This window comes from Corynebacterium sp. MSK218, from assembly GCF_030232655.1.
Taxonomy (GTDB): domain Bacteria; phylum Actinomycetota; class Actinomycetes; order Mycobacteriales; family Mycobacteriaceae; genus Corynebacterium.
Genome location: NZ_JASPGN010000001.1, coordinates 258,075 through 271,614 on the forward strand (window position 1 = coordinate 258,075; position 13,540 = coordinate 271,614).

Genomic DNA, 13,540 nt, shown 5'->3' on the forward strand with positions numbered 1-13,540 from the left:
TGAAAAGGAGCACCGAAATGAAGAAGCTTGTTACCACCGCCGCTGCGCTTGCCATTGCCGCCAGTGGGCTGGTTGCCTGCAACGACAAGAAGGAAGTGGTGGACATGATGCCCAGCTCTGAGATGATGGCCCCCAGCTCGGACGCCATGATGACTGAGGACAAGATGACTGAAGACAAGATGACCGAAGAGATGAAGAGCGAAGAAATGAGCAAGTAAAACTGCCATGCCCGCCCCGCTGCTGGAGGTAAGCTCTACACCTGTGCCTGCGATGTCACCTGATGAACATGCACGGCTGAACCACCTTTTGGTTCAGACCGCTGCCGCAGACAAGCATGCCTTCAGCGCGCTATACGACGCCCTCGCGCCCACCGTCTACAGCGTGTGCCTGAGCGTTCTGCGCAATCCCGCCTTGGCAGAGGAAGTCGCCCAAGACGTTTTCGTTGAAGTGTGGACCTCCGCGGTGAAATTCGATCCGCAGAGAGGGAATGCGCGGTCGTGGGTGGGCAGGTTGGCGCATGGGAGGGCCGTCGATAAGCTGCGTAGCCACGTTGCCACAGTACAACGCGATGACCGCGACGCGATGCTCACCCAGGCCACCTTTGCTGAGACGCTTGAAGATGAAGCCCTCGGAAACGTCGAAGCGCAGCAGCTGCGCCAGGCCATCGACAAGATCGGGGAACCGCATTCCACCGCGGTGGCCCTCGCGTTTTTCGATGGCTTGACGCATGCCGAACTGGCAGAATCAACGGGAGTACCGCTGGGTACTGCGAAGACGCGCGTGCGCGACGGCATTAGGAAGCTAAAAGCGATTCTCGGAAAGGAGGGATGATGAGCAACACGCATGAGTTTTCTGATGAGACTTTCGATGACTTCCTCGATTCCCTCCCCGAGGTCGAACCGCCGGCGCGGATGAAAGATGCCGTCTTTGAGAACATCGACGCCACTGGTGATGCTGAGGTTGTGGAGCTTCCACGCCGCCGCTGGCGAGCCTTCGTGGCGGTGCCAGCTGCCGCGGCGGTGCTTGTGGTGGGCGTGGTGGCTGCGCCGCAACTGCTGCAGTTGGGGCAACCCGATGCAGCGGACAGTGCGCAGGTAGAGGCCGAATCGCCCGGCGAAAAGTCGATGCACGCCATTATGGGGGCCGACGACCTCATGCAGGGCAACGCCGATGCGTCGGGAGCGCAGTTGGATATCGTTTCTTCGGCGTCGATGGCGAAATCCGGCGCGATGGTGGATGGCCAGCCGCAGCTCGCCGACGGCATGGGCGCCCAGGTGTGGGCAGTCAGTGCTGACGGTGATATGGCCTCGGCGGGGGTCATCGGCCAGGATCCGCACGATGGGGTGTGGATGCCTTTCGACGGCGCGGCGGTCAAGGTCATGGTCACCGAGGAACCTGTAGGCGGCAGCGCGCAGCCGACGGGCCGTACCCTCGCCACCGTGACCTTGGCCAGCGCCGGCTAGGCCTCAGTTCGCAAGCGCCTGCTTGACGAGCTCGAGGGCGGCGGCGAGCTCGACGTCGCTTAGGTGCCCAAAACCCAACACCACACCTTCCTCGGCGGCCGCACCACCCCAGTAATCCCGCAGTGGGGTGAGGGTGAGGCCCAAGTCGGCCGCGCGCTTGACGACGCCCTCCTCACACAACAACACCGCATGGAGCCCACCATGGATGGGCAGGAGGGTGGCGGGGGTATCCTCCAGCGCGGCGCGGACGAGGTCGCGGCGGCGCTTGTAGGCGCGGCGCATTCGGCCGGTATGACGCCGCAGCGCGCCGCTGGCCAGATAGTTTGCCAAGGCTGCTTGGGGGATAGCTCCCACCGGCTGGCCAAAGACCTCCCGCACCTGATCCACCGCCGAGCGCAAGCCCGGCGGCACCACGAGGTAGCCACACGCAATCGACGGCGAAATCACCGAGGAAAAAGTACCCAGCAACACCGTGTGCTCCGGGGCGAGCGCCGCCAGCGCTGGAAGCGGTTGGCCGACGTAGCGCAACTCGGAATCGAAGTCATCCTCGATGATGAGCACGTTATTGTCTCGCGCCCACTCGACGAGCTCCGCGCGCCGGGCAGCCGGCAGGGAACCGCCGTAAGGGTGCTGATGGGACGGCGTGACGATGAGAACGTCGAGGTCAACGGTGGGGACGGTGACGCCTTCGGTGTCGGTGGGGACGTCGATAAGCACGTGGCCCAAAGCCTGGGGAACGCGGCGCAAACTGGGATAGCCCGGCGATTCCACGCCCACGCGAAGCTGGCCGCCCAGCGCGCGCAGCAGCACCGACAGCCCGTCGCGGGCGCCGGCGGTGATGACAACATAGGCGGGGTCGACCGTCAGCCCACGCATGTGGCGAAGGTGAGTGGCCACCTCGCGGGGGAGATCGCCGGATGGGTCTACGGCGGCCTTGCGCCACGCCGCCCTCCATTCGGGGGTGATGATTCCGGCCGTATCGGGCAAACCGGGAGTCAACTCCACGCGCGGCGGGGTGGGGGTGGACCGCGGCGCAGGAGCAGGCTGCGGAGCGCGCCCGTGCGGCAGGTGCGGGTTGATGACGGTACCCGAACCAACTTCCGCGGTGAGATAGCCCTCGGCGGTGAGCTGTTCGTAGGCGGTGACCACGCTGCCTCGGGAAATGCCGAGCTGACTCGCCAATGCGCGCGTGGAGGGAACCTGCTCGCCGGGTAAAAGAATTCCGGCGGCCACCTGGGTGCGGAGGGCTTCGGCAATCTGCACCGGCAGGGCGCGCGTATCAGATGGGTCGAGGCGGAGAGGCATGGCCCCATCATAAGTGGTCTAATTCAACACCCGGAAAATGGCTCTTGTCTTGGACCACTTTTCGGGGCCATGATGTGACCTATGACTGAACAGAAGAATGAACAGGGACGCGCCACCACGCGCGTCAAACGTGGACTGGCTGACATGCTCAAGGGTGGCGTCATCATGGATGTCGTAACCCCGGAGCAGGCACGAATCGCAGAGGACGCGGGTGCGTCTGCCGTCATGGCGCTCGAGCGTGTGCCGGCTGATATCCGTGCCCAAGGTGGCGTGGCTCGCATGTCGGACCCGGACCTCATTGAGGGCATCGTCAATGCCGTCGACATCCCGGTGATGGCGAAGGCCCGCATCGGCCACTTCGTCGAGGCGCAGATTCTGGGCGAGCTGGGCGTGGACTTCATCGATGAGTCCGAGGTGCTCAGCCCGGCCGATTACGTCAACCACATCAACAAGTGGGGCTTTGACGTGCCGTTCGTGTGCGGTGCGACGAACCTGGGCGAGGCCCTGCGCCGCATCACCGAGGGTGCGGCGATGATCCGTTCCAAGGGCGAGGCCGGTACTGGCGACGTCTCCGAGGCCGTCAAGCACCTGCGCACCATCAAGGGCGAAATCGCGCGCCTTCAGAACCTGGACCGCGATGAGCTCTACGTGGCGGCCAAGGAACTGCAGGCGCCGTACGACCTGGTTGCTGAGGTGGCAGAGACCGGAAAGCTGCCGGTCGTGCTGTTCGTCGCCGGTGGCGTGGCCACGCCTGCCGACGCCGCCCTCGTCCGCCAGATGGGCGCCGAAGGTGTCTTCGTCGGCTCCGGCATCTTCAAGTCCGGTGAGCCTGCCAAGCGCGCGGAGGCCATCGTCAAGGCGGCGACCCTCTATGACCAGCCGGCAGAGTTGGCCAAGATTTCCCGCGGCCTGGGTGAGGCTATGGTGGGCATAAACGTTAACGACGTCCCCGCGCCGCATCGCCTGGCTGAACGCGGATGGTAACCACCGTCGGGGTCCTCGCGCTGCAGGGCGGCGTAGAAGAGCACATCGCTGTGCTGGAAGGTCTCGGCGTGACTACGCGCCGGGTACGTCTTCCCCAGGATCTCGACGGGCTCGACGGCATCATTCTGCCCGGCGGCGAGTCGAGCACGATTGACAAGCTGGCGCGCTCTTTTGGCGTCGCTGAGCCGCTGCGCCGCGCCGTCGAAAATGGGCTGCCGGTCCTCGCGACATGCGCAGGACTCATCTACAGTGCCCGCGAGCTCGACAACCCCGCGCCGGGCCAGCAGACGCTCGCGCTTATCGACGTCTCCGTTCGCCGCAACGCCTTCGGCAACCAGCGCTTCTCCGAGGAGCGCATCGTCCCGGTCGTCATGCCCACCGCCGCCGGCAGCAATGAGGCGGCGGGTGATGAGGTGATGGATATCGAGGCGAGCTTTATCCGTGCGCCCATCGTTACTCGCGTGGGCGAAGGGGTGGAGGTCATCGCGACCGTGCCGTTCTTGGCTCCCGTGGGAGAAGGCACGGACCGTGACGTGGATGGACAGAAATCCTCACTGGATGCGGGTGGCGACGCAATCGTTGGCGTGCGGCAGGGCAACGTTACGGCGCTGAGCTTTCACCCGGAAGAAAACGGGGATTCCCGCCTCCATGCCGCGTGGTTGGCGTCGCTCGAGGCGGAGGCAGCTAATTTAGCTGTTTAACTATCGCTTGATAGTGATGTGGGCTACATTGAAGGCTAAACGCTGAACAGATCACGTCCAGAAAGGCCCGCTGTGAGCACACCCGCCCCAGAACAAGTCCGCGAAGATATCCGCCTTCTTGGCCGAGTGCTGGGCAGGGTCATCGCTCAACAAGAGGGCGAGGACGTCTTCGACCTCGTCGAATCTACCCGCCGCATGGCCTTCGACGTTGCCCACGGCGATGCCAAGCCGGAAGACCTCGTTGCCATCTTCCGCGACCTCGACATCACCAAGGTCAACCTCGTCGCCCGCGCCTTTAGCTACTTCGCGCTCATTGCCAACCTTGCGGAGGACTTAGAAGACGAGTCTGTTGATGCGCCGGTGTCGCTGCGCAAGACCTTCGCCAAGCTCAAAGCCGAGGGCGTCGCGCCTGCCGACGCCTCCTCCATCATCCGCGGCGCCCACGTCGCTCCCGTGCTCACCGCACACCCCACCGAAACCCGCCGCCGTACCGTCTTCGATACCCAGACGCGCATCAAAGACCTGCTCAAGGAATCACACCGCGGCGGCGACATGGCGGCAATCGAAAAAGAGATGTACCTGCGCATGACGCTGCTGTGGCAAACCGCGCTCATCCGCATCGCACGCCCCACCTTGGAAGACGAGGTGGACGTTGGCTTGCGCTACTACAAGCTTTCCCTGCTCGACCAAGTCCCCGCCCTCAACCGCGCCATCCGCCATGCCATGCGCGAGACCTTTGGCCAGCAGCTGCCGGATTCCCCGGTCGTGCGCCCGGGCTCCTGGATCGGCGGCGACCATGACGGCAACCCTTATGTCACCGAGCACACCCTCACCTACGCCACCCGCAAGGCCGCAAAAACGGTATTGCGCTACTACGAAGAGCAGCTGGCCGAGTTGGAGCGCGAGCTTTCCCTCTCCGACCGTTACTCCTCCAGCTCCAAGGAGCTGGGCGCGCTTGCCGACGCCGCAAATAACACCGAAGAATCCCGCGTCGACGAACCATACCGCCGCGCCATTTACGGTATCCGGCACCGCGTGAAGGCGACGCTGCAGGAGGTGAAGGGGGAGAAGAGGGGGACGTCGGCAAGCGCGTATGCCTCGCCGGAAGAACTCAAGCGTGACTTGGGCGTGATCGACCGTTCGCTGCGCCAGTTCAACGACGACATCATCGCCGATGACCGCCTCGCGCGTTTACGCTCCGCAGTGACGACCTTTGGCTTTCACCTCTATTCGCTGGATATGCGCCAGAATTCGGAGTCCTTCGAGAATGTGCTGACGGAGATTTTCGCGGAAGCGAGCATCGACGAGGAGTATCGCGCGCTGAGCGAGGAGGAGAAGATTGAGCTGCTGGTGAAGGAACTGCAGACCAACCGCCCGCTGCTGTTTTCCGATGCGGAATTCAGCGAGGACACCGCCAAGGAGCTTGGCATCTTCCGGGCGGCTGCGCGGGCGGTGCGGGATTTGGGGCCGGAGTCGGTGTCGCACTGCATCATCTCCATGACGGGCACGGTTTCCGATATTTTGGAGCCGATGGTGCTGCTCAAGGAAGTGGGGCTCAAGCAGGTGGATGTGGTGCCGCTGTTTGAAACCATTGAGGACCTGAAGGCCGGTGCGGGCATTCTGGAGAAGCTGTGGGCGGTGCCGGTGTATCGCGAGCATCTGCGCTCGCGTGGTGACATCCAGGAGGTCATGCTGGGCTACTCCGATTCCAACAAGGATGGCGGCTACCTGCAGGCCAACTGGGCGCTGTATGACGCCGAGCTTGACTTGGTGGAGCTGTGTCAACGCTTCGGTATTGGGCTGCGCCTCGCGCATGGCCGCGGTGGGGCGGTTGGTCGCGGTGGCGGTCCGACCTATGATGCGATTTTGGCGCAGCCGAAGGGAGCGGTGGCCGGTTCGGTGCGTATTACCGAGCAAGGAGAGGTCATCTCCGCAAAGTACGGTGCGCCGGAGACTGCGCGCCGCCACTTAGAGGCTTTCGTCTCTGGTGCGCTGGAGGCGTCGTTGCTCGATACTGAGCCGATTGCAGACCCGGAGCGCGCCTACGAGATCATGCGCGAGCTGGCGTCCTTGAGCGGCGCGGCGTACCGCCAGCTTGTCGACGACCCCGGCTTCATCGCCTACTTCACCCAGTCCACGCCTTTACACGAGATTGGCGAGCTTAACCTGGGTTCGCGCCCGACCTCCCGCAAGCAGACCACCGCGATTTCGGATCTGCGCGCGATTCCGTGGGTGCTGTCGTGGTCGCAGTCTCGCACTAACATTCCTGGCTGGTTCGGTGTGGGAAGCGCAGTGACGTCGTGGGTAGCCCAAGGCGCTGGCACCGCCGGAAGTAGTGACGACACGTCACCCGGCGGAGAGGTTAAGAGCAGCGAGGTCAAGAGCGGCGAGGTCATAGCCGGTGAAGAGGAGCGCTGGGAGGAGCTGCGTGAGCTCTATCGCACCTGGCCATTCTTCCGCTCGGTATTTTCCAACATGGCCCAGGTCATGGCGAAGGCGGAGATGCAGCTAGCGCGCCTCTACGCCAACCTGGTTGATGATAAGACCACCGCCGAGCGCATCTTTGCTCTCATCTCGGAGGAGTTTGAGCGAACCCGCGAGGTCTACCTCAAGGTCACAGGCAACGCGGATCTGGTCAGCGAGAATCAGCGCCAGGCGCGCTCGCTCAAGCGCCGCTACCCGTACTTGCTCCCGCTCAACGCCGTTCAGCTCGAGCTGCTGCGCCGCTACCGTCAAGGCGATGACCAGTTCCTCGTGTCCAAGACCATCCAGGTCACGATGAACGGTCTCGCCACAGCACTGCGCAACGCCGGCTAAATTGCACAGCCTGCTCTCCAGCGAGCCGGCCTTCCTGTGAGCCGGCCTTTTGCAGTGCTGGTTCACCACCCAACTCAGCCACAGGCCCCAGAAGAATAATGTGGCTCAGCATCACCCTCCTGCGCCCAGCTGCACACGTTGCGCTTTCTTAGCTACTAGTCCGTGCTTCCTGTCTCATCTTCCGTTTGCACTAATGCGCGTTTTTCGTGAACCATGTGCGATAGACCATTTAGACGATCGATTTGTTCCTCTAGATAATCATCATCTATCCAGAATCGCCTTCCATCAAGCACGAATTTGCCGTTCTCTCTCTTAACATTGGCTCGATAAAGGCGTTGATCCTGATCTGGGTGCGTCGCAGGTCGAGCATGGAGGATATCGTTTCGGATCTCAGCTACTTCTTTGAGAGCTTTTCCGCATGCCGCAACATAGTCCCGTAGTGGACCTGGCTGCATATTTTTCGCTGCATTTGAAGCTATCTTGCCAATGCTTCCCGTTGTTAAGGCCTCCAGCTGGCTTGGCAAGAGCGAATCTGGCAGATCACCACCGCATCGGTAAAGGTCACCAATAAGCGTGCACTCCAGTGACGATACAGCGTAGGCGATTTCCCCAATTCGAATCAGGTACTCAGTGTCAGGGAGGGCAACGTGTACATGCTTCATACCTCCACCATAAAGCCATGCCGATTCCCGCTTCGTTTTCGCCGCGACGATCATGTGCGCCAAGCCTTCAAGAGCTTATTAAGGTTGTCCGGCTCAGCTGTAACAGCCTCGTAGATATTGTTCTACTGTTGGGGCGCCGTGAGAATCGCGCCGAACCCCTTGGTTTTAAATGTATTCGTTCCCGCCACCTGGGAAACATCATTTCCCGAGTTAAAGCCTGAACTGTTGCATCCTCCATGAGGATGCTGTAGCCAGCCCGGTTCATTCAACTCGCTGCCTTAACTGCCCCGTCAATCCCCAGAGTAGATAAGCTCTCATCAACCTGATCCATTGCCTCATCGAACGCGGCCTTCACAGACAAATGCATGATCGTCAATCCCAGGACGCGCCAAAGAACCATCGATTTCTGTTAACGCTAACCTGAGATCCACACCATCAGTGATGGGCCCTACCGTAACACCCACCAGGTCAATATCGTTGGTGTAATCATCGCCATCATCCTGGCGATCAAGGACAAAATTCTCCGCCAACAATCCCGGCACAATAGCCCTCTTGTGCAGCAACACATCCTGGAAATCCACAATCTGGCGGAGGTACTCCCACGCATGGGCGTACTTATTTAAGTTGGCCCTGAACGTTCCCCGGCTGGCCACACTGGCACGCCGAATGCCCCGCGAGGAGGTGATTTCCTGCGGGGATTCGGGACAATCATGCGCTGCCAAGGTGGGGGTGCGGTGGCTAGTTGAAGGGGCTGGTGAAGACCGGGGAGGCGTCGTAAGGCGGAATCCATGCCACCCGCCCACCGATGCGATCCATGCGGCCGCGCGAGGGCGGGGCATCGGGGTCATCGTCGTTGACGCCGTTATGGTACGGGCACAGCGGCACCAAGTTGAGGATGTTGGTCGGCCCGCCGCGGGCCCAAGCCTTGATGTGGTGAATCTGGCACTTCTCAAAAGGCACTTTGCAGCCCTTCCACGCGCAGCAGGGATTCTCTGCAGCCAAGGCGAGGCGCTGTTTGGCGGTGGCGAAGCGCTGGAAGCGGAAAACATCGAGCGGGCCATGCTCGCGGCTGACCGCCACGATGATGCCTTTATCCAGCATCGCGCGTTCCACCAGCTGCGAGCCGGTCATCGTCGCACCATCGGTGGTCCGGACAATGAACTCTTCACCATCTTTCTCGGTATTGCCTTTGAGCAGCTCCGCGTAATCATCGAGCTGCAGGACCGCCATGGCAGTCACCTGAGTCTTGACACCGCCGCCCGAAAGGTTTTCCAAGAAGCTTGCGCCGGGGCGGTCTTGGTCGATGCCCTTGAAGACGTCGCTAAGCTCCAGCGAATCCGCCGTCACCGTGAGCGTGGCAAGGCCGTTGTCATGCTGGGTAAGCTTGGCGCGCTCGGCATAGGTGCGGGGCTTGCGCATCTCACGCAGGCGCTTGCGAGCGACGTTCTCCACCAGCTCCGCGCTGGTCTGGCACAGCTCTACGCGCAGGTCCCACGCTTTATTATGGTCCCGGACTTTGGCGACGAAACTTTCGATGAGCTGCAACGTGACCAATCCGTGGCCACGACGGCGGGCGGACTCTGTGGCGGTGCGCTGCTTCCGGGTGGAGGTCGTGTGCCCGAAGTAGGTGTGGTGGAGGGAGAGGAGGAGGGAGGCATCGGCAGGCGTAGCTCCAAAGGACACGAGGTCAGATTCAGACAGACCCGTGCACTCGGCCACCAAGTCAATGGCTCGGCCGAGTGCGGCGAAGAAAGTCTGTAATCTCATACCCCGCAGCCTAAAAGCGCCTCATCCCGCCGCCAAGCCCCACACCAGCTTCCTACTGAAATCTGTGGATAACTAGCCCTGACTCAGGCACCAGCGAGACCGCGGCGTTTAAGTAGCGGGGCGACATCTTTGTCGCGGCCGCGGAACTCGCGGTAGGCCTCCGTGAAGTCGCGGGATGCGCCCTTGGACAAGATGACCTCGCGGAATTTCTCGCCGGCGGCGCGCAGGTCGGACTGATCTTTGAACCACTCGAAGCCATCGGCATCGAGGGCCTCGGCCCACAGATAGGAGTAGTAGCCCGCGGAGTAACCACCGGCGAAGATGTGATTAAAGTACGTCGAGCGGTAGCGCGGCGCGATGAGCGGGTTATCCAAACCAGCAGCGCGCAGGGCTTCGGCCTCGAATTCGGCGACTGCTTCCGGGGTGGCCTCCAGCTTGGCGGCGTCGGCAGCACTGAGCGAATGCCAGGCCAAGTCGATGATCGATGCCCCCAAATACTCCGAGGTAGCGAAACCCTGGCCGAATTCGGAAGCCGAGGTGATGGCGTCGAGGAGCTCGTCTGGGATGGGCTCGCCGGTCTCGACGTGGCGTGCGTATTCCTTGACCAGAGACCTATCGAGCGCCCAGTTCTCGTTGATCTGCGAGGGGAATTCTACCCAGTCGCGCGGGACGTTGGTGCCGGCGAAGGTGGAGTAGCGGACGTCGGAAAGCAGGCCGTGCAGGGCGTGGCCAAATTCGTGGAAGACGGTGCGGACCTCGTCCATGCTGAGCAGCGGCTGCGAGCCGTCGGCGGGCTTAGTAATTCCCATGACGTTGACGATGACCGGCTTGCGCTCCAGCAGGCGGGACTGGCCCACGAACTCGCTCATCCACGCGCCGCCGCGCTTGGTGGGACGTCCGAAGTAGTCGGTAAGGAGAAGACCGATCCCGTGCGAGTCCTTATCCTCGTGCGAGATGTCCCCATCTCGCACCTCCCAGACGCGTACCCCCTCTGCGTACCCTTCGAGGTCATCGCGCGGGTTAACGGTGATGCCGTAGAGGCGCTCGGCGGCGGCGAAGACGCCCTGCTCCAGGACCTGGTCTAGCGGGAAGTATTTGCGCAGCTCGGCCTCGTCGAGGGAGAAGTCGCGGGCACGGACCTTGGATTCCCAGTAAGGCCAGTCCGCGGCGGAGAATCCTTGGCCGTTGAGTTCAGCTTCTTCGGCGAGGAGTTTCTGCTCGCCGGCGGCGTTGGCTGCGGCGGCGGGGGCGAGGTCAAAGAGCATGGAGCGGGCGGCGTCGGCAGTCGCGGCGGTTTCTTCGGCGATGACGTAGTCCGCATGTGTGGCGTAGCCCAGCAGCTCGGCGCGTTCGGCGCGCAGTTGCACGGCCTCGATGAGCCCCGGGATGTTGTTCTCGGAGCCCCTGCTTGCCGACGCCCCATACAGCCTCCCCCTTGCATCCTCCCGCGCCAAGCGGCTCAGCTCTGACTGCACGGTCGGCAGCTCTAGCGGGATGACATGGCCCTCGCGGCCCAGCGCTTCGGCATCGGTCTTGGCAGAAGCGATGCGCTCTGCGGGCAAGCCCTCGAGTTCCTCTTCGGTGAAGGAGACCGCGCGCTCGCGGGTAGACGCCATGAGGTTGCGGCCGAATTCCTCCGACAGTGCAGAAAGACGCTGGTTGATTTCGGAGAGACGGGCCTTGCCGGCCGCGTCGAGGTCGGCACCTTTGCGAGCAAAGGTACGCAGGAGGTGATCGTGGAGGCGCTGGCCCTCGGGGTCGTCGGCAGGCGGCGTGGCCTCCTTAAGCCGCGCGTAGAGCACCTCGTTCTGGTACATCGCGTCATAGTGCGCGGACAGGCGCGGATATATGTCGGCGGCGATCTCCTCCATCTCATCAGTGACATCCGTGCCGGAGAGGTTGCCAAAGACCGCCATGACGCGGTCAAGGTCCTGGCCGGAGCACTCGAGCGCCTCCACGGTGTTTTCCCACGTGGGGTCGGAGGGGTTGTCGGTGATGGAGGCGATTTCGGCGTCGTGAAGCGCGAGTGCTTCGTCGAAAGCGGGGCGGTAGTGCTCTACCTTGATGTCCGCAAAGGGCGGCAGCTGGTACGGCAGCGTGGACGGGGTGAGTAGTGGGTTAGTCATAAGAAACAACCGTACCTATGCAGAGTGTTCTATGTGATGGCTTTCACTAGTTTCTTCTGTTGTGGCTTGCGGCTGCGGTGAATGAGGATGACGTCAAGAACCAGAAACGCCGCGAGCGTAATTCCCAAAAGCGGCAGGAAGACGCCGACGGTGGCGGCAAACAGCGCGCCGAATCCCGTCGTAGACCAGGAGAAGTGAGTCGTCGGGAGGAAGCGGGGGCGGCGTTTGAACCACATGTAATAGCCCAGCACCACGAGGGCAGCGGTGGCGAGGCCCAGGGCGAGCAGCGCGATCTGCAGTGGCAGCCCGAACATGATTCCCATGTGGAGGTAGATGCCCCAGCTGCGGAGCTTGCTAAACAGCGGCAGGCTGGAGAAAGGCTGGCGGTCGATGACCTCTCCGGTAGCGCCGTCTACGGAGACCGCGTCGGAGGTGGTGCGCCATTCTACCCAGCGTTCGCTGACCTGCCAGGCGGAGTGGGCGTCCTCTGGCGGGTATAGGCGCAGCGGTCCGGTGAGTCCTTCGGCGCGGCCGGTGGCGAGGACGCGCTCGGCCTCGGCAGCTACGTTCGCGCTTGACGACGCCCCTCCGACCCCATGCCCTTCATGTCCTTCATGGCCGGTGTGCTCATGTGTTTCAGCGGTGGTGCCGGGGAGGGCAGTTTCGATGGGGGTGGCCTTCCAATGCATGCGCTCGACGAGGGAATCGACGTTGTCGCCGGCCAGACCCGACCAGGTGATGCCGGTGGCAGACAGGCCAAGCAGGCCGATGAATATCCAGGCGCCGATGGTGGAATGCAGGCGGGTAGCTTTCCAGCGGGCGGAGCGCTTGGGTTGCTGTTGCGGGGTGTTCGCGGTTGCCTTGTTCTTAGGCCGGCGGCGAATCCACCACATATAGAGGCCGCCGCAGGCCATGACCCACAACCACGAGGCGGCCAGCTCCGAGTAGAGCTCGCCGACCTTGCCTAGGTGGAAGCTTTCGTGCAGGGAGGAAATCCAGCGTCGCAGCGGCATCTCGCCTAAACCGGAGTAGGTGGGGTAGTCCCCGATGACCTTGGCGGTGGCTGGGTCGATGAAGACGGTGCGCTGGAGACTCTCGTCGATGCTGTCATCGGAGACAAGCACGCGTGTGGAATCCGTTGGCGCCGTGGCTGGCCACACCTGCGTAACTGGCATGTCTGGGTGCTCGTGCTGTGCGGCCTGGATTTGCTCCTCCAAGCTCACTGGGTGCTCGACCGCCGGAACGGTCATGACGTCGCGGTACACCACCTTCTCCAGGGAAGGCGCCACGGCATAAAGACAGCCGGTCAGGGCCGCGATGAGGATGAAGGGGCCGACGAACATGCCGCCGTAGAAGTGGATGCGCTGAATGAAGGATCGCAGAGCCGTCCGACTCATATGTAGTGCTCTTTCGGGGTCTATCGATTAGGGCCCCTGCTGAACGTTCGCGGGGCGTTCAGGAGGGGTGATGGACAGGTGCTGATATCAACTGCACTAGTAGTCGGAGGCGATGGTTTCTCGGTTCCCGAAAATTGAAAAACTTTTTAACTAACCGAGGTCTTCGGCCTTGAAAGGATGAAAATTCCGCGCGATCAGGTGTGAGAAGCAAGAAACAGTCAAGAAAAAGTTCTCGCAGCTCAACGGGTAAAAATAGCGTCCGGATCTGTGGTTTTGGGCCTATCTGTGGTTAATGAAGCAAGAAAAGACCGCCTCGAA

The 13,540-nt window shown here is 62.2% G+C and carries 12 protein-coding genes; 6 read left to right on the forward strand and 6 right to left on the reverse strand.

The window, feature by feature from the left end:
• The first annotated feature begins 17 nt into the window (after positions 1 to 17).
• Genes QP922_RS01305 through QP922_RS01315 form a run of 3 tightly spaced genes read left to right on the forward strand, consistent with a single transcriptional unit; the run spans position 18 to position 1,463 of the window.
• Positions 18 to 218, forward strand: coding sequence for a hypothetical protein (locus tag QP922_RS01305; protein ID WP_284807448.1), 201 nt, complete (start codon positions 18 to 20; stop codon positions 216 to 218).
• 7 nt (positions 219 to 225) lie between these two features.
• Entirely contained in the window at positions 226 to 831 is a 606-nt protein-coding gene (locus QP922_RS01310; protein ID WP_448314183.1) for a sigma-70 family RNA polymerase sigma factor, read from the forward strand.
• Complete coding sequence (locus QP922_RS01315) at positions 831 to 1,463, forward strand: anti-sigma factor (protein WP_070673602.1); 633 nt, start codon at positions 831 to 833, stop codon at positions 1,461 to 1,463. The genes QP922_RS01310 and QP922_RS01315 overlap by 1 nt, the downstream gene beginning before the upstream one ends.
• Before the next feature lie 3 nt (positions 1,464 to 1,466).
• Here QP922_RS01315 and pdxR read toward each other — a convergent pair whose 3' ends face one another.
• A complete protein-coding gene (pdxR, locus tag QP922_RS01320) occupies positions 1,467 to 2,768 on the reverse strand; it encodes a MocR-like pyridoxine biosynthesis transcription factor PdxR (protein ID WP_284807449.1) in 1,302 nt (433 codons plus the stop codon).
• Positions 2,769 to 2,849: 81 nt separating this feature from the next.
• Here pdxR and pdxS point away from each other — a divergent pair, with 81 nt between their 5' ends.
• The 3 genes from pdxS to ppc all read left to right on the forward strand — a co-directional run bounded on the left by pdxS (position 2,850) and on the right by ppc (position 7,270).
• Positions 2,850 to 3,752 carry a pyridoxal 5'-phosphate synthase lyase subunit PdxS gene (gene pdxS, locus QP922_RS01325; protein WP_070673606.1) on the forward strand — a complete coding sequence of 301 codons (903 nt, stop codon included), beginning with the start codon at positions 2,850 to 2,852 and terminating at the stop codon, positions 3,750 to 3,752.
• Positions 3,746 to 4,453 (forward strand): pyridoxal 5'-phosphate synthase glutaminase subunit PdxT, encoded by a 708-nt coding sequence (pdxT, locus tag QP922_RS01330; RefSeq protein WP_284807450.1) that lies wholly within the window; start codon positions 3,746 to 3,748, stop codon positions 4,451 to 4,453. Before pdxS ends, pdxT begins: the two co-directional genes overlap by 7 nt.
• 72 nt (positions 4,454 to 4,525) lie before the next feature.
• The gene (ppc, locus tag QP922_RS01335; RefSeq protein WP_284807451.1) at positions 4,526 to 7,270 is read left to right on the forward strand and encodes a phosphoenolpyruvate carboxylase; all 2,745 of its coding nucleotides are present in this window, start codon (positions 4,526 to 4,528) and stop codon (positions 7,268 to 7,270) included.
• Between the two features lie 155 nt (positions 7,271 to 7,425).
• Here ppc and QP922_RS01340 read toward each other — a convergent pair whose 3' ends face one another.
• From QP922_RS01340 to QP922_RS01360, 5 genes are all read right to left on the reverse strand, one after another.
• The gene (locus QP922_RS01340; RefSeq protein ID WP_284807452.1) at positions 7,426 to 7,986 is read right to left on the reverse strand and encodes a hypothetical protein; all 561 of its coding nucleotides are present in this window, start codon (positions 7,984 to 7,986) and stop codon (positions 7,426 to 7,428) included.
• Positions 7,987 to 8,267: 281 nt separating this feature from the next.
• Entirely contained in the window at positions 8,268 to 8,654 is a 387-nt protein-coding gene (locus QP922_RS01345) for a hypothetical protein (protein ID WP_284807453.1), read from the reverse strand.
• A gap of 16 nt (positions 8,655 to 8,670) precedes the next feature.
• Positions 8,671 to 9,699 carry an HNH endonuclease signature motif containing protein gene (locus QP922_RS01350; RefSeq protein ID WP_284807454.1) on the reverse strand — a complete coding sequence of 343 codons (1,029 nt, stop codon included), beginning with the start codon at positions 9,697 to 9,699 and terminating at the stop codon, positions 8,671 to 8,673.
• 83 nt (positions 9,700 to 9,782) lie between these two features.
• Positions 9,783 to 11,825: a M3 family metallopeptidase gene (locus QP922_RS01355; RefSeq protein WP_284807455.1), complete on the reverse strand. Its 2,043-nt coding sequence runs from the start codon at positions 11,823 to 11,825 to the stop codon at positions 9,783 to 9,785.
• Between the two features lie 29 nt (positions 11,826 to 11,854).
• Positions 11,855 to 13,222, reverse strand: a complete 1,368-nt coding sequence (locus QP922_RS01360; protein ID WP_284807456.1) for a PepSY-associated TM helix domain-containing protein — start codon at positions 13,220 to 13,222, stop codon at positions 11,855 to 11,857.
• Between the last annotated feature and the right edge of the window lie 318 nt (positions 13,223 to 13,540).